Here is a 22,792-nt window from a genome sequence, read left to right as displayed (position 1 = left end):
GAAATTAGAAGAATTTCACAGGAATGTCTAACCAAATACGCCATTCGTTGGTGTCTGGCATGTAGTAATCGTTTGCGTAAGCATCATCATTACGATAGTGAGAGTAACGTAAACGTAAGCTTGCATCTTTAGCAAAACCAGATTGAACTGTATATTTCACTTGGTTAAAGAGTTCGCTTTCTTTCGCGTTGTCATCAGTTGCTGTATCAATATCCCAACCATAAACATATGCAGTCGTCCAGCTTAGACCAGGAACGCCGTAACCTGCAAAATCTAGGCTATATTGAACTTGCACAGACTTCTCACCACGACCGTTAAAGTCTGAAAGGTAAGAGTTTGGTAGATAAATACTTTGGAAACCGTCGGCATTTTCACCGTATGCATAGCCTGTGTTACCAGTGCTTTGTTGGTAAGCAAGCATAACATTGTGTGCATCTTGGTTATATGTACCAGACAATGCCCAAATATTGTTACTGCGGTCAGATGAAGTGCTAGGTAACGTAGAAGATAATGTGCTCGCGCCTTTATCCCATTCAGTGTGATAGCCACTGAAGTCATAGGTCAAAGAGCTGTTGTTTGCCAAAGCTTGCTTATAGTTGGCATTCACATAGTGACGATCTAATGTATCTTTGCTGTCTAAGCCAAAGTAAGATGCATTGAATGCATCATTAAACTTATATTTTGCACCCCAAACCACAGCACGGTCTAAATGGTTACCATCAGTATTGATTTGGTGTGACATTTGGTCTTTAGTAAATTTACCCGCTGTTAATTCAAGACCATTAATCTCACGACTTGTAGCCAAAACACCTTCAAAGTATTCAGGCACTAAACGTGTTGTGTTACTTGCTAGTACTGGTAAGTCTAGAACGTGTGTACCGTAACGTACTTCAGTATTTGAAATACGTGCTTTTACGATACCGCCACCACGTGTCCAGTAGTCATACGCATCTTTTGTGCCATCAGCATTGTTTTGCGGATGTGTTGGGATCATTTGGTTGTCAGTGTGACCATTTTTCCCCAATTTAAATGATGTATCGCCAATAATGCCGACACCAAAGCCAACGATACCTTGAGTATAACCAGACTCAATTTTAACCATTGCGGTTTGAGCTGCTGAACTTGTATCAGCTGCACCATTTTTCTTGTCACGGGTTAAATAACCTGTACGGAATAGCACTGATCCTTCAGCGTCTTCAACGAAACCTTTAGATTCACTTTGCTCACTCGCAAAAGCTGTTGATATCAGTGCAGTTTGTACTAAAACTGCTAATGCTAATTTTTTTGTGTTTTGCATTGGGGAGCGAACCTTATACAAATTGGATGGAAAGAGAACAGCAATTGTATAAGTAATCGCTGAAAAATTGTCATTTTTATTTAACATATTCAACTAAAGTAATGCATTTTTTTGTAAGTGATATGTTTGAAATATTTTAATTTTGGTTAAAATATTTGGTTTGCTAAAATAAATCTTTATAAAACATTGAATTATTTTTCTCTTCTTAATTCTGTTTTTTGCTATGTATTGCAGAATATAATATATAGACTGTGAGGTCATTTTAGCTTATGAATCAAAGTGTTCAGTCATTTCTAATCTTTTGGAATCAGCTCAAAATCACCCATAGCTAGATTGGCAAACGATGAATTACACAGCAGTTACCTAAGTAAAATTGACCCATTGTTAAAAAATGGCTTTAAAATTTATGGGTATGGAATCAGTAAATGATTCATGTCTAAAGAGATTTTGAGAGCTTAAATGCATAAAAATTCACATAAAACTGCACTATTTTTAATTTTTTTCACTGGCAGTGTGTCGGTCAACGCAAGCGAGCCCCAGCAACAAAGCTCAAAAGGTGTGCTCAGTGGAAGCCTTGCTGTGCTCAGTCAGTATATCTATCGTGGGGGGATTGAAAATGACCAGCCTACCTTGCAAGCAGGGCTTGAATATGAACATGCATCGGGTCTATATGCCGGTTATTGGGTTTCCACACTGAATTATGATGCAGCGGATATCAGCAAAGATCACGGTGTTGAGCATGACTTTTATATGGGTTATGCAGGCACACTCAGTCCAGATGTAAGCTACCGCTCGCATATTGTGACTTATTTATATAATGATGGCGGCTCGGTCTATAGTGAGGATCGCACAGAACGCCGAAGTACAACTGGAGCGGAATTTGTAAATAGTCTGAGCTATAAAGACTTTGATGTAGGCGTCACGGTGGCTTTAGTGGATGTGAGCTATGCCAACGCGGGCGATACTTATTTAAGCCTTGCACATCATTATGCCTTTCCACAAAACTTTCAATTCAATAGTTCAATTGGTGCATCGATTTATCGTCAGCATGATGATGCCATACTCACTACAGAGAAGAACTTTACTGTTAATGAAGTTCGCTTAGGCCTGAGTAGGCCCTTTGCAGAGACAGGGATCGAGATGTCTGCGGATTATATTTATGGTGTGCATAATCGTATGGGCGAGGATTTAGAAGACCATCTGGTGCTAGGTTTAACTTACAACTTTTAAATGTTACAGATATAAAAAGTGCATCCAGATCGGTTGGGGATGCACTTTTTTTATGCACTTAAAAACGTACGTTCCAAAGATGAGTCTCAAAATAGCGCATATTGTAAACAATTATGTTTGCTTGATGGGCTTGGCTTCAATTCACCGCGAAGATGTTTAACGATCAAGCTGAGGGTGAGCTCAATTTTTTATATTTTATATAATTTTAACAAAAACAATAATTTATGATTATTTTGTAAAAGGCGTATCTGATGTTGAGTTGAATGTGGCATAGCTATTGCTACTACCTACATGAGTTTATCGAAATAACCAAAAAAACGTCGGATACGATGTGGGGGAATCAAACAATGAAATTTGCACTTAAAGCATTATCTTTAGCTGTGGTGGCTTCAGCTTCTACATTCACTTTCGCAGATGACGAGCCAGCATTACCGTTTGGTTTCTCTTTTAGCGGAAGTGCTGCTGTAACAACCGACTATCGTTTCCGTGGTTTAACTCAAACCCAAAATGATCCAGCGGTACAAGCGGGTTTTACTTTGGCACATGACTCAGGCTTGTATTTAGGTCTTTGGGGTTCAAATGTTGATTTTGGTGAAGGTTCACCGAGCTTAGAGCTCGATCCATCGATTGGTTTTGCAACAACATTAGAAAGCTTTGCCAGCAAGCCAGTGCTTGATGTGGGTATGGTGTACTACAACTATCCAAGTGCAGATGATCTGAACTGGTTAGAGTTTTATGGCAAATTAACCTTTGCGAGTGTCTTCACTGAAGGGGACAGCCTACTGACTAATGTAAACTATACCAATGACTATGTTGCAGCAGATACAGACAGCTGGAACATCAATGCTGGTTATGCAATTCCATTTGGTTCAACGGGCTTTGGTGGTGTCGCGAATGTGGGTTATACCGTGGTCAGTGATGAAGATAAATATTCATTTGGTGATGATGACAATTATGTCGATTGGAAAGTGGGTGTGACCTATGCATTCCAGTCTATTCCTGGTGCAACAGCAGAATTGGCAGCAGTAGGAACAAATATCGATACTGATAATCTGGATCATGTGACAGCACGTGGTGTAGAAACAGGTGCAGTATTTACTTTAACTAAAACGTTCTAAGTTTTCGCATCTTCAAACCCCCTCTAGTCCTAAGGACTAGAGGGGGTTTTCTATGTGGAATTTAGCGATTTTTAGGCATTTTGCTGTCGGTAGGAGAGAGCTTCAGTCAAATGTCCTGTTTGGATGTGCTCTGACTGGGCCAAATCCGCAATGGTTCTGGCCACTCTTAAAATCCGATGATAACCCCGAGCAGACAAATTTAAACGCTGCTGTGCTTTTTCAAAGATTAAAGCCGCTTGTCCATCTAGTGGTGCGAACTGTTCGAGTTGTTTGGGTGATAATGCCATATTGAGACAAGCTTGGCGCTGCATTTGCCATTGATAAGCTTGAATCACACGTTCACGTACAGTTGCTGAGTCTTCCACAGCTTGTGTATCTTGCAATTCAGAAGCATGCAAGGGTGGTACATCAATATGTAAATCAATTCGATCCAGCAAAGGCCCGGAAATACGGTTTTGGTAGCGCTTAATCGCCTCGGCTGAGCACTGGCAACGGCTATCTTGATTAAAAGCATAACCACAGGGACACGGATTCATTGCAGCAATCAGTTGGAAATTGGCAGGAAAGGTGATCTGCCGTGAAGCACGTGAAATCACAATCTCTTTGGCTTCAATCGGCTGTCTTAAAACCTCTAAAACTTTGCGGTCAAACTCTGGTAGTTCATCTAAAAACAGCACGCCTTTATGTGCCAAAGTAATTTCACCAGGTTTGGGTTGTGACCCGCCACCGACTAAGGCAACCGCAGAAGCTGTATGGTGTGGTGCACGAAATGGCCGCTGTCCAAAAGGATGTTGATGATTGGCCACCGAGTAAATACTTGCCACTTCTAAATTCTCTTGCGTGTTCAAGGGCGGTAAAATACTGGCTAAACGTGAAGCCAATAGGGTTTTCCCTGTCCCTGGCGGTCCTTTAAATAGCAAAGAATGACCACCTGCCGCCGCAATCTCTAAGGCACGTCTCGGACGCAGTTGACCTTTAACATCGGCCAAATCAAATTTGTAGTGCTGTGAGGCTTTTAGCGCCGTGGGTTGAAACTGTTGGATGAGATGGTTTTGCGACAGATGCTCACAGACTTGTTTTAAATGTTGCGCTGCAAATACTTGAAAGTTCGGCAGTTGAGAGGCTTCTTGCGCATTGGCCTCCGGTAAAATCAGTTGATGTCCAGCTTGCTGGCAGGCAATCGCAATACTTAAAGTACCTGAAATCGGTCGCAGTTGCCCATCAAGTGCCAATTCACCTATAAATTCAAAATTTTCAGTTCCTTGTTCGGGGAGCTGACCAGAGGCAATTAAAATACCCAGTGCAATAGGCAAATCCAACCGTGAGCTGTCTTTGGGCAGATCTGCAGGTGCAAGGTTGATGGTGAGGCGTTTAGTCGGAAACTGAAAGCCACTATTGATAATGGCGGAGCGTACCCGATCTTTGCTTTCCCGAACGGCTGCTTCAGGAAGCCCCACAATGGTTAAAGAGGGTAGTCCTTGGCTCAGATGAACTTCAACTTCAACCGAAGGTGCGTGTAAACCGAGCAAAGCTCGAGTGTAAATTTTGGCAAAAGACATCTTTTGTTCCATTATAGTGCATTATTTTAATTCGTTATGCGTCTTTTGTTGCACCAAACAGGTGCTCATTTTTTGTTCTGAATGCGTAACTCTAAAGCTTCCACTTGTTTCAATAAATCATTTAAACGCAAATTGGCATTATTCAGTGCAGTACGTTGACGTTCAATTTCATCTTTGGAAACCAAATCCATCTTGGTGACTGCTTCATTGAGCAGTGCGCGTAAATTATGTTCTAAGTCTTGTTTAGGTTGTTCGACTTGTTCCAGTATGGCTTGTAATAAAGTTTCAATCATTTCTATATCCAACAGTTGGAGAAGTGACAGCAGTGTACCATTGCTGCTTCTGACTCTATAGCCTTTCAGATGAAATATGATTTCATCGATTGTAAAAAAATCATAAATCTTCGACTAAAAAACCTGAATTTTGAAGCTCAAAACGCATTTAAATGTATAGAATAGGGTATAAAGAAAACTCATGTCAGACTTTCTTTTCCCCCCAACCTAAGAATTTTTGGCATGAAATTTGAACATAAAACCTTACTGGTGAAATAAGCCGAAGGAAAACAAACATGAAGCTCGTAACTGCAATTGTAAAACCGTTTAAATTGGATGATGTGCGTGAAGCACTGTCTGAAATTGGTGTTCAAGGAATCACGGTAACTGAAGTCAAAGGCTTTGGTCGTCAAAAAGGTCATACTGAACTTTATCGTGGCGCTGAATATGTTGTTGATTTTTTACCAAAAGTAAAAATCGAAATCGCGATCAGTGATGAAATGGTCGACGCGGTGATTGAGTCAATCACACGTGTGGCTAGTACAGGAAAAATTGGCGACGGTAAAATTTTCGTCACGAATTTAGAGCAAGTCATCCGAATCCGTACAGGTGAAACAGGTGCCGATGCCGTTTAATTTGGCATGAAGTTTGCTGAGTAACACATAACTCGCACAAATTAGGTTGGGGGATACGAATGAAAAAGATGCTATTCGCGCTGAGCTTATCTGGCGCACTTTTAGGTGGTTCTGTTGCTTGGGCTGAAGAAGCAGCAACAGCGCCAACGCCATCAGAACAAGTCACAGTGGTTGAAACAACGGATGTGGCTGCTCCAGCGGTTGAAGCCGTTGCTGCTCCAGTAGAAGCACCCGCACCTGCAGAAGAAGAACCAACATTAGACACAGGTGATACGGCGTGGATTTTAGTTTCCACAGCACTGGTTTTATTAATGACCATTCCAGGTTTAGCGTTATTCTACGGCGGCATGGTTCGTAAGAAAAACGTCTTAAGCACAATGGCACATAGCTTTGTTGCTGCGGCAGTAGTGAGTATTGCATGGGTTATCATTGGTTATACATTGGCCTTTGGTGAGGGCAATGCCTTTATCGGTGGCTTAGATAAGTTCATGCTGACTGGGATTACCACAGACGCACTCACAGGGACGATTCCTGAAGTTCTATTCGTTATTTTCCAAATGACCTTTGCCATCATTACCGTTGCCATTATTAGTGGTTCAATTGCAGAACGGATGAAATTCGGCGCATTTATCGCTTTCATCTCGATTTGGGTAGTCGTGGTTTATGCACCAATTACTCACTGGGTATGGGGCGGTGGCTGGTTAGCAAATGATGGTGCACTCGACTTTGCTGGCGGTACCGTTGTACACATCAACTCAGGTGTGGCAGGTTTGGTTGCTGCATATATGCTCGGCAAACGTATGGGCTTAGGCCGTGAATCAATGGCTCCACACAACTTGGCATTAACCGTTGTGGGTGCAAGCTTACTGTGGGTCGGTTGGTTTGGTTTCAATGGTGGTTCTGCATTGGGTGCAAACGGCTCAGCAGGTTATGCATTGCTCGTGACTCAAGTAGCAGCAGCAGCAGCGGCAATCTCTTGGTTAATTACTGAAAAAGTTGCACGTGGTAAAGGCTCAGTACTCGGTGCTGCATCTGGTGCGGTTGCTGGTCTGGTAGTGATTACACCAGCAGCAGGCTTTGTGACTGTCGGCGGTGCACTGGCGATGGGTTTAATCGGTGGTGTGGTGTGCTTCTGGGGTATCAGTGCATTGAAACGTGCTTTAAAAGCCGATGACTCTTTAGATGCGTTTGGTTTACACGGCGTGGGTGGTATTGTCGGTGCAATCTTAACAGCATTCTTTGCAAGCGATTTCATCATGGGTGACAAAGCACCAAGTGATGTGATGTATCAACTTTGGGTTCAAGTTGAAGGGGTATTGGCAACGATCGCATACTCAGCAGTATTAACCTTCATTATCTTAAAAGTGATTGATCTGGTGATTGGAATTCGCGTTGAATCTGATGATGAACGTATGGGTCTAGACTTGAGCCAACACGGCGAACGCGTGGACTAATCAATAGAATAATAAATCAACAGTATAATCAATATATTGTGTGAAACAGCCCGAAAGGGCTGTTTTTTTTCTATATCTAGCGTAAAACTCTACAAAACAGCGAATTTTTGCTACACTCTAAAACCATTCAAATTTGTTCAATTTAACCACTATGCATTGTCCATTTTGCAACGCCGAAGACAGTAAAGTGATCGACTCACGTTTGGCCGCTGAAGGTTGTCAAATTCGTCGTCGTCGTGAATGTATTAGTTGTGGTGAACGATTCACAACCTTTGAAAGTTATGAAGTGGTCATGCCTCGTGTGATCAAGTCGGATGGCAAAAGTGAACCTTTTGATGAAGCAAAATTGCGTCGTTCCTTGATGCATGCTTTACAAAAACGTCCCGTGACGCAAGAGCAAATTGAAACCGTCTTGAGCGATATTCAGCTACAAATCCGCCGTTTAGGTGAGCGTGATGTGAAATCACGCACCATTGGTGAAATTGTCATGCAATCTTTATTTTCGTTAGATCATGTTGCGTATGTGCGTTTTGCATCGGTCTATCAAGACTTTCAAGATGTCGACGCCTTTCGCCACCAAATTGAACAAATGCAACAACGTGAACATTAAGCGAGTTGGCATCCATGTCTGAATTACAGTCTAATGCTTTACATGCTGACCAAGCTTGGATGAAACAAGCGATTGCTTTAGCACTGCAAGGTCAATACAGCACCAAGCCAAATCCAAATGTAGGCTGTGTCATTGTCAAAGATGGGCTGTTGCTGGGGACAGGTTATCACCCTAAAGCGGGTCAGCCACATGCAGAAGTTTTTGCGATGCGCGAAGCGGGCGAACAGACCCAAGGCGCAACGGCTTATGTCACTTTAGAACCTTGTGCACATTATGGGCGTACACCGCCGTGTGCCAAAGGTTTGGTCGAGGCAGGTGTGGCGCGCGTTGTGATTGCCTGTCCAGACCCCAACCCCTTGGTGGGTGGTAAAGGGGTACAAATTTTAAAAGAAGCAGGCATTGAGGTCGATGTCGGTATTTGTCAAACCGAAGCACATCAGTTGAATGCTGGTTTTTTAAAAGCTATGGCTACTGGCATGCCTTATGTGCGTTTAAAAGTTGCCTCTAGTTTAGATGGTCGAACGGCGATGGCTTCGGGCGAGTCGAAATGGATTACAGGCCCAGACGCACGTTTAGATGTTCAGCATTTTCGTGCCATTTCTGGCGTCGTGATCACGGGGATTGAAACCGTATTGGCCGATGATCCTCAGCTCAATGTTAGACAGCTTCAGGGTGTTGCGGATCTGACAACGGTTGTACAACCGAAACGTCTGGTGTTAGACCGTCAAGGCCGCTTGCCGCTGACGGCCCAAATTTTACAGCAGCCTGATACCGTGATGGTGATGGGGCCTTATCGGCAAGCATTGGCCGATGTAGGCGTGATACAGTTTGCTGTACAGCCTTTAGATCAGTTATTAAAGCAGTTGGTTCAATCGCATCAGATTTACGATGTCATGGTTGAAGCAGGTGCAACGTTATCGACGGCTTTTTTACAAGAGAAGTTGGTCGATGAAATGATTAGTTATGTAGCACCGACCTTATTGGGTCAGTCTGCACGTGCAATGTTCAATGCTGAGTTTTCTCAGATGGCAGAGCAACTCCGCTTTAAGCTTATGGATGTCACACAATTGGGTGATGATGTGCGCTTAACGCTTATCCCTTCTCAAGAGTCATTATGAGTTCAGAGTCTACGGTTTATCATAAACGTCGTCACGCGGCACGTACCACCGATGAATATCTCTTTCATCAACTTGTTCCTTATTTGGGGAATAAGCGCCGTCTGTTGCATCTGATTTTAGAGGCGCTTGAGAGTACAGGGACTTTAAACCGTGCAGATGGTCGTGCGCCTATTTTTGCCGACTTCTTTGCGGGTTCGGGCGTGGTCTCGCGTTTGGCGCGTCAAAATGGTTATCGCGTGATTGCCAACGACTGGGAACCGTATAGCCATGCGCTGAACCATGCCATTTTGGCTTGTACCGAAGCGCCTGCATTTAAAGAGTTGGGTGGTTATCAAAAAGCCATTGATTATTTAAACCGATTGCCTGAAGTTAAGGGCTGGGTAACGCATAATCTGTGCCCGCGAAATGATGAAATCTATGATCCAAGCCGAGATCGTTTGTTCTTTAAGCGTCGCAACGGCATGCGCATTGATGCGATTCGTCAGCAAATTGCCACATGGCAGGCACAAGGGGCAATCGATGATGTGGAGATGTCTGCTTTACTGGCACCGCTGCTGTATTCAGCCAGTTTTGTCAGCAATACTTCCGGCGTCTTTAAAAGCTTCCACCACGGTTGGGGCGGTAAAACCCAAACAGCGCTAGAGCGGATTGAATCCTTGTTGTGGTTGACTCCAAGTCGTTTTAGTGAAGTGGGTGATAATAAACAAAAGAACCCGATGGCTGAAATGTGGTGTGTCGATGCGCAGCATTTGGCAAACCAAATGAGTAGTTTTGAGGTCGATGTGGCCTATCTAGATCCACCCTATAACCAACATGCTTACAGCAGTAACTATCATGTCTTAAATGCTTTAACGCTATGGGATCAGGTGGATTTGCCGACACCAGACACCAAAGGTTTTAAAAGCGGAATTGACCGTGCGTGGCGCAAAGAGCGCCCGAGTCCTTATAACTCGTCAAAGTACGCCAAAGAGGCATATGAAAAATTACTGTCCACCATCAATGCACGTTACATTCTGACCAGTTATTCAACCGATGGTAATATTGAAGCAGGGGACTTGCTCAAAGCCAATTTGGAGCGAGGTCGCGTGACTTTATTAACGCAGGATGTACCGCGTTATCGCGTGAGTAAGCAGCGTCAGTCTGAGCGTGCGCGTGTGTTAGAGTTTATTGTGATCACCGATACCCATGCCAAGTCAGGTCCGCCAATTCGTCAACTGCTTGGGCAGTTGTACCATTATGCCGAATTGGGCGGGGTCGATACATCTGGGGTCACGACACAGTTGGCGCTGTGGTAAAAATATAGAGGTAGAAATCAGAAATGTTTACAGGGATCATCGAAAGTCTAGGCACAGTTGAAAGCGTACAAAATGTCGGTGGCGATGTGCGTTTGCGCATTGGTACGGATCTGGATATGTCAGATGTACATTTGGGTGACTCGATTGCCACCAATGGCATTTGCCTCACAGTGATTGACTGGGGTGAGCACTGGTATGCTGCCGATGTCTCACGTGAAAGTTTGAACCGAACCACACTGACCCACTGGAAAGTTGGACAACGTGTCAATGTGGAAAAGGCGATGTTGCCCACCACACGTTTTGGTGGACACATTGTGTCAGGTCATGTCGATGCTGTGGGTGAAATCACGGTTGTGCGTGAAGATGCGCGTTCGCTTTATTTTGAAGTGACTGCGCCAGCTGAGATTGCACGTTACTTGGCAGAAAAAGGCTCGATTACGGTCGATGGGATCAGTTTAACCATTAATCATTTGCGTGGGCGTATTTTAAGCCTCAATTTAATTCCGCATACGGCTGAACGAACCAACATTGGAACGTGGAAGGCTGGCAGTCAAGTGAACCTTGAAGTGGATGTGTTAGCACGCTACATTGAACGTCTGATGATGGGTGACAAAGCTGCGGAAACTCCCTCACAATCTAAAATTAGTTTAGACTTTTTGGCACAAAATGGTTTCTTGAAATAGAAAAATCGTTTAGATTGCAGCAAGAATAGACAAAAGATGAGCTCCCTATTTGCCCAAAATGAGGGAGTTTTTCTTTTGAAATGAATAGGTAAGCAATTGAGTATGATGAAAGATAGTACGCAGTTCATTGCACGGATAGGTGACAATGATTGATTTTTTTCTCCATCTAGAACAATTATTGCCCGTACTGCTTGCAGAATACGGCCTTTGGATTTATGCGATTCTTTTTCTGATTATTTTTGCAGAAACGGGCTTCGTTTTTATGTTCTTTTTGCCGGGTGACAGTTTACTGATTGCCATTGGTGCCTTATGTTCCAGCTCGGATTTAATCCATATCCATACCATGGGTATTTTGATGATGATTGCTGCGGTGTTGGGTTATATCGTCAATTATTATACCGGTCAGAAGCTGGGCTTTAAATTTGCCCATCAGCATTCGCGTTGGCTGAAACCCGAATATATGATGAAGACCAATCAATATTTCTTAAAGCATGGCGGTAAAACCATTTTAGTGGCACGTTTTATTCCTTTTGTACGTTCTTTCGCGCCTTTTGCTGCGGGCGCAGGGCATATGAGCTTGGCGACTTTTATGTGGTACAACGTGACCGGTGGCCTGATTTGGATTGGTAGTTTGTTGGCGATTGGTTATGGTGTGGGCAATACCTTATCGTTTATGGTTGATGTGTTGGTTTGAGATCGAGACAGACCACATCAGCCGAGAAAAAACAAGGGTGCATAAAAAAACTCACCGAAGTGAGTCTGAGTGGAAACCAAGGCCTGTTAGGCAGAGTTGGATACCACTTCATCAGAAAAGTCTGAATTTTTCAAAATATAGTCAATTTCTTCTTGAGCCGCGGCTTGTAGCTTACTGCGATAGCTGGCGACGGACTCTTCAATTAAGGTTTCCGCTTCAAGCTCTAAACGTAAACGCACACTTTCTAACTCAGACAAAATTTGTGAATCATCAATACCAAATTTACCTTTGGCATAGTCCAGAGCTTGTTCAGGTGTTTTCTCGTAGCGTGCGGTGTAGCTCGAAATTTCCTGATCGACACTTTGACGCATCACATTTAAAGCTTGGGTTTGCTCATTGAACTGACGGATCTCATCTTCTTTGAGGCTATCCGCATAAGCTTCCTGCGCTGCGCGTTTGTCTGCCAGTGATTTTTCCAACGCTTGTTGTTTACGAATTCGTGCTTCTTCAATCAGCTGTGCTTTCAGATCGGCATACGCTTGTTCAATTCTTTGGGTAGAGACGGCTTGAGCGCGTTGGTCTTGTTCAATCCAACTGTGTAAACCTGTTTCAGGTTTGAGTACATCGCAGACGCGACTCAGGTCATCAATAAAGGCCTGACGAACAGCATCAGGTACATTTAACCAGCGCTGTTTAAAATCTGGACCAACATTCAATGCCACTAAGCATCTCCTTATTTAGACGGGGGAATCATTTAAAGCTTGAAGGTTCGAGCTTCAACCCCGAGACGTCTATATTGTTTAAATTTTTCACGACCTTGTTGTTTGGCCGATTCGTTATTTTCAATAATTTCTATAATGTGGCTAAATTTTTCGAACTGTTCAAGAGCTTGATCGTTAAAATTGAACACAATCCAATCGGATTGCTCAGGCAGTTGGGCTGAGATACAAATGCGCGCATCGATTTGATCAATGCCATGCGGAATAAAGCTCGTGTCATCAAAACTCCACAAACGTTCATCCAATTGCTGTTGTAGTTCAGGGTCGCTTGCATACAGCCAGATTCGCTCTGGCTGACGCAAGATTTTACGACATAAACGACAAGCACTTTCGACTTGTCGTTCAGGACTTTGTTCAAATAGATAAAAGCTAATATTAGCCATTAGACTGCGCACGATGAGCTAAGAATTGCATCAATAAGGGTACTGGGCGACCGGTTGCCCCTTTATTGGCACCCGAGTTCCATGCTGTACCTGCGATGTCCAAATGCGCCCAGCGGTAATCACGGGTGAAACGTTGCAAGAAGCACGCTGCAGTTACAGCACCAGCTTTAGGCCCGCCAATATTGGCAATATCGGCAAATGGAGAGTCTAGCTGTTCTTGATAGTCATCAATCACAGGCATGCGCCAGACGCGGTCAAAGCTATTTTGACCTGCTTCAGATAGTTCGGCCGCAAGTTTGTCATCTGGGGTAAACATACCTGTTAAGACTGAACCGAGTGCCACGACACAGGCGCCCGTTAAGGTTGCAATATCAATGACCAGTTCAGGGTTAAAGCGTTTTACATAGGTCAATGTGTCGCACAGCACCAAACGACCTTCTGCATCGGTATTTAAAATTTCAACGGTTTGACCGCTCATGGTGCTCACGATGTCACCCGGACGTGTAGCTTTGCCTGAAGGCATATTTTCAGCTGCCGCAATCGTACCTACGACATGAATGGCTAAACGTGATTCACATAGAGCACGGAGTGTCCCTAGAACGGATGCTGCACCACACATGTCATATTTCATTTCATCCATACCAGCGCCCGGTTTCAATGAAATGCCACCTGTATCAAAGGTGATTCCTTTACCGACCAAGACCACTGGGGCTTCAGTACGTTCAGCTTGATACTCAAGGGTAATGATACGACCTGGGCGGTCTGAACCTTTGCTCACCGCAAGGAAGGAATGCATGCCCAGATCAGCCATTTGTTGCTCATCAAGGACATTAACACGGAGTAGGTCAGGATATTGGGCTGCCAGTTCTAAGGCTTGCTCTGCCAAATATTCAGGGAAGCAGATATTGCCCGGACGGTTGCCTAAGTCACGTGCAAAGCTTTGACCTGACTGCACAGCTTCAATCAGTTTAAGTTGTGCAGCATTCAGCGGCGACTCAGCGGCAATCAGGCTGATCTGTTCAAGCGCGTTGTCGGCTTTTTTCGATTTGAATTCATCAAAAGCATATGCCGCTTGCGTCAAACTGAGGGCAAATAAATAATGGAGTTCAGCTGGAAGAGCTGAAAGGTCAAGACTGATGTGTTTGAATTTTTTTTGTGAAGCTTTGATAATGGTTTGAGCAATTTTCACCAGCTTTGCTGCTTGTAATTCAGCGGCTTTACCCACCCCGATCAAGGCTGCATTGGGGCTTGCTGGAATTTGACCAATGAGGCTCAAAGTTTCATTGAATGCGGCTTTAAACTGAGTCGCTTCAATTAAGTTGTTTAAATCATTAATTTGATAAGCATTTGCAAGGTGTTGCGTGTTTTCAGAATCTACTAATATCAACAAAAATTGGCTAGACGTATTCTCTGTGAATGACGTATTAATAGAGAGTTTCATAAGTTTTATTTAAGCCTTATAAAGTTTGAAAATGATTAAACCACTGAAACATTAACATGAATAGAGTTGCAAAGTGCAACAAGAGTACAGGTTTTATATTTTCACTATTCGGGTAAACTAGCGCTAGTTTTTATTCACCTATTTTTGGAAGAATTAATTTGATTATTCGGCGTTATCTGGTCAAACAAGTGGTGTCGACATCCTTGGTTGTGATCGCCTTATTGACCTTGATCATGATGGGCGGTCGTTTGATCAAGTATTTTGGCGTAGCCGCGCAGGGTCGCTTAGATGCAGGTATTTTATTTAGCATTATTGGCTATCGTTTGCCTGAATTTTTAACACTGATTCTTCCTCTAGGCTTTTTTATTGGGCTGATGCTGGTTTTTGGTCGTCTGTATGTCGATCATGAAATGGCAGTACTCAATGGCAGTGGCGTCAGTCGTAATCAATTGGGGCGACTGCTGATTCCTATGACCGTGGTGTTTCTTGCTGTTCAAGCCGTGCTGATGCTTTGGATGGCGCCGTGGGGTGTTCGTCAGTTTGAGCAGCTCACCACCAGTCAGGCGGTGCGTACTGGTTTTGATTTGGTTCGACCCAAAGAGTTTATTTCATCGGGGCCTTATACCATTTATGCGGGTGACTTATCCGAAGACCGTAAGAACCTCAAAGATATCTTCTTCTATCAACGCGCTGAAGCAGAAGGTAAGCCTGATGTGATGATTTTGGCCAAAGAAGCCACGCGGGTTGAAATTGAAAATGATCCCGCCAATGTGGTGGATTTGGTGCAAGGTCGCCGTTATGAAATTTATCCGGGACAGCCGCGTTATAGCCAAGCCGAGTTTCAGTCTTATCGCCTACGTTTAGAAAATGATAAAGAAGCGAAGTTTGAAAGTGCCGATGTTGAAGCACTGTCCACCATGAAACTTTGGGATAATCGTCATGATCCTGTCGTGGCGAGTGAGTTGGGCTGGCGTATTTTTGTACCGTTTGCCATTGTAGTGGCGTTGCTCCTCGCTGTGGCTTTATCTGAAGTGAGTCCACGCCAAGGACGTTACTTAAAGCTGTTCCCTGCATTGCTTATTTTTGCCAGTTTAATCGTGGCGCTGATGGCCATTAAAACCCGAGTCAGTAAAGAAGAAATGGGGATTTGGGCTTATCCAATGATCTTGGTGATCTATGCGATAGCAGCGGCTTTGTTTTCGCGTAAACAAAAGCTGGCCCCGAAAATTAAGAAAACATTACAACGAGCGGGGTCTTAATCATGTTCGCACGTCGTATAGTCGCAAAACATGTGACCAAAACCACCGCGATGGCGATGCTGGGTGCTACCGCTATTTTATCGGTCTTGCAAATTCTGTTTACCTATTTGGGTGAGCTAGGCTCCCTGAAAGAAGGTTATGGTGCTTGGGATGCTTTACGTTATGTACTGTGGGGAGCACCGCAATATCTCTATGAGATTCTACCGATTGCCGCGTTAATTGGCTCGGTATTGGGCCTCGGCACTTTGGCTTCAAACAGTGAGCTGATTGTGATGCGCTCGGTGGGGGTGAGTCTTTGGCGGATTGTTGGTTGGGTGATTCGTTCGGCTTTAATTTTGGTGGTACTGTCATTCGCTTTAAGTGAATGGGTGATTCCTTATACCAATGAGCAAGCCAAAGGTGTGAAAAGCCATCGAACTGCGGCTGAACTTGGTGAAGTACGTGGTTACTGGACACGAGAAGGGCAGCGTTTTATTTATGTCGATTATGCCAACTCTCAAGGTCAGCTGAAAAATGTGCAAGTGGTCGACTTTGATAATAATGCTCGTTTGAAAGGCGTTTTAAATGCTGAGCAAGGTCAGTTTGTGCAAGATGGTCATTGGATTTTAGAAAATACGGCCCAAGTTGATTTGCTGCCGACAGGCAATGCTACGGCACAAAAGGCCGCTGAAACGCCTTTGGCACTGGCACTGCAGCCGAAATATGTGCACATGGTGACGATTGACCCTGAAGACCTTTCACCGAGTCAATTGGTCAGTTTCATGAGCTATATGCATGAATACAGCCAAGTGCCTAAAACTTATCAGTTGGCTTTTTGGCAGAAAGTGGCCTCTCCATTTGCCTTAATTGCTTTGGTGTTGATTGCTTGTTCCTTTATTTTTGGCCCACTGCGCCAACAATCGATGGGCTTTCGTTTGGTGATTGCACTGTTTACAGGCCTAGGTTTCTTTTACCTACAAGACTTCTTGGGTTATGCAAGTTTGGTGTATTCACCTTCACCCGCATGGTTTGTTTTTGTGCCGATTTTACTGATGTTTGTCGCAGGTGGTTATTTGTTACAACGTGCACGATAACTGTACGATATTGAAGAAAACAATGCGGATGATGGTGTTAAACCATCATGCCTGCATAGAGTCTTGACCGAAAATTCGGTAAGATAGAGCGATGAATTTGTAGACAAAAAAGAGTGCTTATTATGGCGGATGCAACTGCTGGCAAAATCCCTCACGTACTGGTCATTATGGATGGTGTGGGACACCGTGAAGCGATTGAAGACAATGCTTTTTTAGCAGCGAATCGACCGAATTTAACAGCGATTGAAGCAAAGCATCCGCATAGCTTAATTTCAGGTTCTGGTGAAGACGTGGGTCTGCCAGATGGCCAAATGGGCAACTCTGAAGTGGGCCACATGAACTTGGGTGCAGGGCGTGTGCTCTATCAAGACTTTACCCGAATCACCAAAGACATTCGTACGGGTGCTTTTTTCGAGCATGAAGTTTTGGTTGATGCTGTTGAAAAAGCCAAAGCAGCGGGTGGTGCGTTGCACATTATGGGGCTATTGTCTGAAGGTGGGGTGCATTCACACGAAGATCATATTGTTGCCATGGCTGAACTTGCTTTAAAACGCGGTGCAACCGTGTATCTCCATGCTTTCTTAGATGGTCGTGATACCCCGCCGCGCAGCGCACAGCCCTCTTTAGAAAAATTAGATGCATTGTTTGCTCAATATCCAAATCAAGGTCGTATTGTGAGTCTGATTGGTCGTTATTTTGCGATGGATCGAGATAACCGTTGGGACCGTGTGGAACAAGCCTATCGTTTACTCACTGAGTCTGAAGCAACACGTACTGCAGCTACAGCAGTTGAAGGTTTAGCCTTGGCGTATGCCGCAGATGAGTCTGATGAATTTGTCAAAGCAACACGCATTGGCGATGCCGTGAAAGTTCAAGATGGTGATAGCATCGTCTTTATGAATTTCCGTGCGGATCGTGCGCGTGAAATTACCAAAGCATTTGTTGAAAAAGATTTTGCAGGCTTTGAGCGTAAAGTCGTACCAAACTTATCTAAGTTTGTGATGTTGACACGCTACCAAGCCAGTATTGATGCACCTGTGGCGTATATGCCTGAAGCATTAAAAAACTCGATTGGTGAATATCTTTCAGACCTTGGTAAAACCCAATTGCGTATTGCTGAAACTGAGAAATATGCACATGTGACATTCTTCTTCAGTGGTGGTCGTGAAGATGAATATCCAGGTGAAAAACGTATTTTGATTCCGTCACCGAATGTGGCTACTTATGACCTCAAGCCAGAAATGAGCGCATATGAAGTAACCGATGAATTGGTGGCTGCGATTAACTCAGGCGAGTTTGATCTATTGGTGGTGAATTATGCCAACGGCGATATGGTTGGTCATACGGGCGTGTTTAATGCTGCAGTGAAAGCAGTGGAAGCTGTTGATTTATGCTTAGGCCGTGTCTATGAAGCGGTGATGGCACAAAAAGGCCATATGTTAATTACGGCTGACCATGGTAATGTTGAACAAATGCAGGATTATCACAGTGGTCAGGTGCATACCCAGCATACGACAGAATTGGTGCCTTTTATCTATGTCGGCCCAACTCAAGCAACCATTGCTGAGGGTGGCGTACTGGCTGATGTCGCACCAACCTTGTTAAGCTTGATGCATCTTCCTGTTCCAGCAGACATGCAAGGTCGTAACTTAATTACATTAGACGTATAAATCAATTTGGGTGGGTAAATGGCAAAAGCATCGTGGACTTCAATAGGTGTAGTGATTGCTTTAGGTCTGAGTCTGATCCACCCGATGGGTGCTGTTGCAAAAACAGCCGCAGCACCCGCTTTTGATGATGAACTGGAACAAGGTTATGTTGAGGTTCCGATTGAATCAATTCAACAATTTGTACAAATCTACGGTTTAGTCAAAGACAATTATGTGGCTGAACGTAGTGATGAAGCACTGTTTCAACAGGCCATTAAAGGTTTAGTCAGTGGCTTAGACCGTTATTCTCGCTATTTATCTCCTCAAGAATATAAACAACTGGTGCAATATACTGAAGGGGATTTGGCTTCAGTTGACTTCAGTTTAGAGTTCGATTCCCGTTTACAACAATGGCTGATTCGTGGATTAAAGCCTGACTCAGATTCCAGCAAACTGGGCTTAAAAAATGGGATCTCTGTTTTTAAAGTGGATGATCAAGAGCTACGCAAGCTCAACCATGCTCAAGTCAACGAATTACTCAGTGGGGCGATTGGTAGTACCATCAGCCTACAGTTAAAAGCCAATTCAACGCCGATCAATTTAGTTCGAACCAAAAAGGTTGAAACCGATATTCAGGCACAACTGTTGAATAACCAAGTTTTGGTGCTCAAGGTGCGGGTGTTCCAACAGGATACGGCCAATGAAATTCAGCAACTGATTGAAGAACATCAGTCTTCGCGTTTAAAAGCGGTCTTGATTGACCTCAGAAATAATCCCGGGGGGTTGTTGTCTGCCGCAGTTGAATCTGCCGATTTATTCTTAAACCAAGGGGTGATTGTTTCAACCCAAAGTCGTTCCGAAGGGGATCAACAGTTCCAAGCTTTACCAAGCCTAGAGTTTCAAAACTTAAAAGTGGGGATTCTGATTAATGACCGTTCTGCATCGGCCGCGGAGGTGTTTACCGCTGCGCTGAAGGAGCATGGACGGGCGTGGGTGATTGGTGAAAAAAGTTATGGTAAGGGCGTGGTACAAAAACTATTTCCGTTATCGAATGGCGCAGCTCTGCAAATGACCGTATCGCATTATTACACCCCAAGTGGTCGGATGATTGAAGGGGTAGGGATTGCGCCAAATCAGGTGTATCCAATGCCACATGAACTCAAAGATGAAAGTTATGTTGAACATGTGGCAGAGATTCTAATTAACCGTCGTTAAGTCTCTAAACGGAATCGTCTTCGCCATCTAGCCCGAATTTCTTCAAGCGATAACGTAAAGAACGAAAAGACATGCCGAGCTTTTTAGCCGCTAGGGTTCGGTTCCAGTGGGTGAGATTGAGCGCATTCATCAAAATTTCTTTTTCAATTTTTTCTAAATACAGCTCTAACCCCTCTTCGGGTAATTTACGCGAAGGCACATGACTGAGTTGATCATTGCCAACAGTACCTTGTTGCGTGGCATTGGCATAGTTGGTCTGAGCAATGGGTCGCAGTGGGGCTGTTTGCAAGTGCGGTAAGTCGATACTGCTTTCATCACTTAAAGTGATGGCACGTTCCATCATATTGCGTAGTTCACGCACATTGCCTGGATAATATTGGGCCAATAAAAACTCACGTGCACGTTCACTCAGTGGTTTGACTGGGATGTCCCATTCTTGGCAGATTTTTTGAATGAAATGTTGTGCCAAAAGAATAATGTCATTGCCACGCTCACGTAGGGCAGGCAGCACAATGTCCATGACATGGATGCGGAAGTATAAATCCTGACGGAACTTGCCTTGTTGCACCAGTGCTTCTAAGTCTTGATGGCTGGCACTAATCACACGGAAATCGACATCAATTTCGGTATCACTCCCAATGGGACGAATACGTTTTTCTTGTACCGCACGTAAGAGTTTGACTTGCATGGTTAGTGGCAGTTCTGCAATTTCATCTAAAAATAAACTGCCGCCATGCGCAGACAGAATCAGCCCTTGTTTGTCTTGAGTCGCCCCTGTAAAGCTACCCTTACGGTGTCCAAACAATTCACTTTCCATCAGTTCAGCCGGTATCGCACCGCAGTTAATGGCAATAAATGGCCCTTCATTACGATTGCTCAGGCGATGTACCAGATTCGCCACCACTTCTTTGCCAGTGCCTGATTCACCCGTAATAAAGACAGGGGCTTGCGAGCGTGCAATTTTCTTTAAGGTGATGCGTAGCTGTTGAATAGGAAGGGACTGACCAATCAACAGACGATGTTCAAGCGTATCTTCTTGGATATGCAGCTGACTGATGGGCTGATTAAAGGCTTTTTGTAAAAGTTGCTCTAAATGTTTTTGGTTGATTGGTTTACTGACAAAATCAAAAGCACCGGCTTTAAGTGCTGCAATCGCAATATCCATGTTGCCGTAAGCTGTCAGCACCGCAACAGGTAAATTAGGATAATTTTGAGCAATAAAATCGACCAAGCTCAGGCCATTACCATCGGGTAAATTCAGATCGGTTAGACAGGCATCATATTGATGCGTTTTCAGGGCTTGAACCGCCTCTTGTAAGCGATAGGCAATATGTGTATCAATCCCCATCCGACTTAAAGACATTTGCATCAGTGTACATAAGTCTTGTTCGTCATCCACCAATAAAACAAGTGGTTTTTTTTCCACGATTAACCCCAAAAATTACACGTCATTGTTTATACGGGGGCATTCAATCCGAAAGCATGCCCCTATTTTTTGTTCTACATAGTATAGCTTAGCTTGGTTGGCTTCGCAGAAACTATGGGATAAATATAATCCTAACCCAGTTCCATTGATGGAGGTACTAAAAAACGGTTGAAACAGGGCGGTTTGATCCTGTTTGGCGACCCCATCACCAAAATCACGGACTTCAATGTGGACGAGGTTTTTATAGCTATAGACACGAATTTGAATGTGATCGGCTTCATCTGCATTATGCCGAATGGCATTTCGAATCAGGTTGATCAGCACTTGTCTCAGTTGTTGTTCATCAAACTGAATCTGAGCTTGATCGGAAATGCGGTAATCAATTTGATCTTTGACATCGAGCAAATCTTCTACGATAAAACGTTCTAAAAAAGCGGCGACATCAATCAAGGTCGGATAGGTTTCTTTACTGCGTGCCATGCTCAGTGTATCGCCAATAATTTTATCAATCCGTGAGGCTTGTTTGGTAATCATGTTCTGCAACAGTTCTTGTTGTGGATCATTGGTTTGCATTAGTTCATTAGCTTGTGTGATGGCTGCCAGTGGGTTGCGAATTTCATGTGCAATGCTGGCAGAAAGTTGACCCAGTGCAGCCAGCTTGAGTTGTTGTACACGTTGATTAATTTTTTGTGCATCTTGCAGCACGAATAAGGTCAGTGTCTGATTCGGGACTTGAAGTTTTTGAATTTCGATCTGAATCTGAAAGCGACTCAGTTGCGATGTAAATTGGAATTTTTCCCCATTTTTCAGTTGGTCGAATTTGAGGAGTTCAAATAAATCAGGCTGTGCCTTATATAAAGGATATTTGTCATAGGCATAAATCGGGGAGATGCCCAATAATGCACATGCGGCAGGATTACTTAGCACCATGTGGCAGTTTTCATCGAGCACCAAATAGCCGAGCTCGGTTTGCTCTAAAATATAACGGTTAATGTTTTGCAGTTGATCCAATTCTTGGGATTGATAGAAGTTTAAGTTTTCAAGGACTTGAAAACGTCGTACTGCAATTTGTCCAGACCCATAAACCACAAAGAACAAAAAGGCGAGCACGGCACTGTTGCCAATGGTATTCAGTGAACTAATTGAAAATAGTGTTCCAATAAAGTGTTGATAAACCAGTGTAATTACAGCAATCAAGGTAATGATGAGAGCTTTTTGTTTATCGACCAATACACAAGCGGCAAAGATCGTGATCACAAACAATAAGCTTAACTGTAAGTTCGGACCATCGGTGGCAAAAGTGAGTAAACTGAGGCTAATGACATCGACGATAAACAACAAGGTGAGCTGAAGTGGTATGCGCTTGCGCACATGCTTGAGGCTCAATAGCTGAAAGGCACTGATAAAAATAAAGCCAATCAGCACAGAACGATACAATACTGGATATTGATAATTTGAAAACAGCTGCTCATAGGTCAGTAGATAAACCAACAACAAACAACAGCCAATAAACAGTCGATAAGACGCATACCAAACACCTAGACGGTATTGATTTAACTGAATATTGGTTGAGTATTGCAGCATGCGGGTGTTAGTCAGCTT

General features: G+C 43.8%; 21 protein-coding genes. 13 read left to right on the top strand and 8 right to left on the bottom strand.

Annotated features, from left to right (window positions below; translation table 11 throughout):
* Positions 1-4 precede the first annotated feature (4 nt).
* Positions 5-1,297: an OprD family outer membrane porin gene (locus tag JZ787_RS09790; protein WP_346312202.1), complete on the bottom strand. Its 1,293-nt coding sequence runs from the start codon at positions 1,295-1,297 to the stop codon at positions 5-7.
* Positions 1,298-1,756: 459 nt separating this feature from the next.
* On the opposite strand from JZ787_RS09790, the gene JZ787_RS09785 reads away from it, so the two are divergent.
* Entirely contained in the window at positions 1,757-2,527 is a 771-nt protein-coding gene (locus JZ787_RS09785) for a TorF family putative porin (RefSeq protein ID WP_346312201.1), read from the top strand.
* A 347-nt stretch (positions 2,528-2,874) separates the two neighbouring features.
* Positions 2,875-3,645 carry a TorF family putative porin gene (locus JZ787_RS09780; RefSeq protein WP_058868716.1) on the top strand — a complete coding sequence of 257 codons (771 nt, stop codon included), beginning with the start codon at positions 2,875-2,877 and terminating at the stop codon, positions 3,643-3,645.
* Positions 3,646-3,716: 71 nt separating this feature from the next.
* Here JZ787_RS09780 and JZ787_RS09775 read toward each other — a convergent pair whose 3' ends face one another.
* The gene (locus JZ787_RS09775; RefSeq protein WP_159127021.1) at positions 3,717-5,204 is read right to left on the bottom strand and encodes a YifB family Mg chelatase-like AAA ATPase; all 1,488 of its coding nucleotides are present in this window, start codon (positions 5,202-5,204) and stop codon (positions 3,717-3,719) included.
* Between the two features lie 65 nt (positions 5,205-5,269).
* On the bottom strand, positions 5,270-5,497 hold the full coding sequence (locus JZ787_RS09770; RefSeq protein WP_004692854.1) for an accessory factor UbiK family protein: 228 nt from the start codon (positions 5,495-5,497) through the stop codon (positions 5,270-5,272).
* Positions 5,498-5,772: 275 nt separating this feature from the next.
* On the opposite strand from JZ787_RS09770, the gene glnK reads away from it, so the two are divergent.
* The 7 genes from glnK (at position 5,773) to JZ787_RS09735 (ending at position 11,965) form a co-directional block, all read left to right on the top strand.
* Positions 5,773-6,111, top strand: coding sequence for a P-II family nitrogen regulator (glnK, locus tag JZ787_RS09765; RefSeq protein ID WP_004281042.1), 339 nt, complete (start codon positions 5,773-5,775; stop codon positions 6,109-6,111).
* 59 nt (positions 6,112-6,170) lie between these two features.
* Complete coding sequence (locus JZ787_RS09760) at positions 6,171-7,565, top strand: ammonium transporter (RefSeq protein ID WP_346312200.1); 1,395 nt, start codon at positions 6,171-6,173, stop codon at positions 7,563-7,565.
* A gap of 151 nt (positions 7,566-7,716) precedes the next feature.
* Positions 7,717-8,175 (top strand): transcriptional regulator NrdR, encoded by a 459-nt coding sequence (nrdR, locus tag JZ787_RS09755; RefSeq protein WP_004692852.1) that lies wholly within the window; start codon positions 7,717-7,719, stop codon positions 8,173-8,175.
* Between the two features lie 14 nt (positions 8,176-8,189).
* Positions 8,190-9,293 carry a bifunctional diaminohydroxyphosphoribosylaminopyrimidine deaminase/5-amino-6-(5-phosphoribosylamino)uracil reductase RibD gene (ribD, locus tag JZ787_RS09750; protein WP_346312199.1) on the top strand — a complete coding sequence of 368 codons (1,104 nt, stop codon included), beginning with the start codon at positions 8,190-8,192 and terminating at the stop codon, positions 9,291-9,293.
* Positions 9,290-10,588: a DNA adenine methylase gene (locus JZ787_RS09745; RefSeq protein ID WP_004692850.1), complete on the top strand. Its 1,299-nt coding sequence runs from the start codon at positions 9,290-9,292 to the stop codon at positions 10,586-10,588. Before ribD ends, JZ787_RS09745 begins: the two co-directional genes overlap by 4 nt.
* Before the next feature lie 23 nt (positions 10,589-10,611).
* Entirely contained in the window at positions 10,612-11,271 is a 660-nt protein-coding gene (locus JZ787_RS09740; RefSeq protein ID WP_183174697.1) for a riboflavin synthase, read from the top strand.
* A 145-nt stretch (positions 11,272-11,416) separates the two neighbouring features.
* Positions 11,417-11,965: a VTT domain-containing protein gene (locus tag JZ787_RS09735; protein ID WP_004692848.1), complete on the top strand. Its 549-nt coding sequence runs from the start codon at positions 11,417-11,419 to the stop codon at positions 11,963-11,965.
* Between the two features lie 86 nt (positions 11,966-12,051).
* Here JZ787_RS09735 and JZ787_RS09730 read toward each other — a convergent pair whose 3' ends face one another.
* From JZ787_RS09730 to JZ787_RS09720, 3 genes are read right to left on the bottom strand one after another with little or no spacing between them, the layout of a single operon-like run.
* Complete coding sequence (locus JZ787_RS09730) at positions 12,052-12,687, bottom strand: hypothetical protein (protein ID WP_346312198.1); 636 nt, start codon at positions 12,685-12,687, stop codon at positions 12,052-12,054.
* Positions 12,688-12,719: 32 nt separating this feature from the next.
* Positions 12,720-13,127 (bottom strand): DNA polymerase III subunit chi, encoded by a 408-nt coding sequence (locus JZ787_RS09725; RefSeq protein WP_004692846.1) that lies wholly within the window; start codon positions 13,125-13,127, stop codon positions 12,720-12,722.
* Positions 13,120-14,568: a leucyl aminopeptidase gene (locus JZ787_RS09720; protein WP_224467701.1), complete on the bottom strand. Its 1,449-nt coding sequence runs from the start codon at positions 14,566-14,568 to the stop codon at positions 13,120-13,122. Before JZ787_RS09720 ends, JZ787_RS09725 begins: the two co-directional genes overlap by 8 nt.
* A 158-nt stretch (positions 14,569-14,726) precedes the next feature.
* On the opposite strand from JZ787_RS09720, the gene lptF reads away from it, so the two are divergent.
* From lptF to JZ787_RS09700, 4 genes are all read left to right on the top strand, one after another.
* A complete protein-coding gene (gene lptF / locus JZ787_RS09715) occupies positions 14,727-15,827 on the top strand; it encodes an LPS export ABC transporter permease LptF (protein WP_004978580.1) in 1,101 nt (366 codons plus the stop codon).
* Positions 15,828-15,829: 2 nt separating this feature from the next.
* Entirely contained in the window at positions 15,830-16,900 is a 1,071-nt protein-coding gene (gene lptG / locus JZ787_RS09710) for an LPS export ABC transporter permease LptG (protein ID WP_058868725.1), read from the top strand.
* A gap of 122 nt (positions 16,901-17,022) precedes the next feature.
* On the top strand, positions 17,023-18,570 hold the full coding sequence (gene gpmI, locus JZ787_RS09705) for a 2,3-bisphosphoglycerate-independent phosphoglycerate mutase (protein ID WP_087014488.1): 1,548 nt from the start codon (positions 17,023-17,025) through the stop codon (positions 18,568-18,570).
* Between the two features lie 18 nt (positions 18,571-18,588).
* Entirely contained in the window at positions 18,589-19,764 is a 1,176-nt protein-coding gene (locus JZ787_RS09700) for a S41 family peptidase (RefSeq protein ID WP_004692840.1), read from the top strand.
* A 4-nt stretch (positions 19,765-19,768) separates the two neighbouring features.
* Here the strand turns inward: JZ787_RS09700 and JZ787_RS09695 are convergent, their stop codons facing one another.
* The gene (locus JZ787_RS09695; protein ID WP_346312197.1) at positions 19,769-21,190 is read right to left on the bottom strand and encodes a sigma-54 dependent transcriptional regulator; all 1,422 of its coding nucleotides are present in this window, start codon (positions 21,188-21,190) and stop codon (positions 19,769-19,771) included.
* Positions 21,191-21,205: 15 nt separating this feature from the next.
* Positions 21,206-22,774 carry an ATP-binding protein gene (locus JZ787_RS09690; protein WP_346312196.1) on the bottom strand — a complete coding sequence of 523 codons (1,569 nt, stop codon included), beginning with the start codon at positions 22,772-22,774 and terminating at the stop codon, positions 21,206-21,208.
* Positions 22,775-22,792 lie beyond the last annotated feature (18 nt).

It is taken from the genome of Acinetobacter sp. BWR-L5, assembly GCF_039655985.1.
In the GTDB taxonomy this organism is placed as follows: Bacteria; Pseudomonadota; Gammaproteobacteria; order Pseudomonadales; family Moraxellaceae; genus Acinetobacter; species Acinetobacter johnsonii.
The sequence above is the reverse complement of the archived record's forward strand: the minus strand, read 5'-3'. Positions and strand labels throughout refer to the sequence as shown.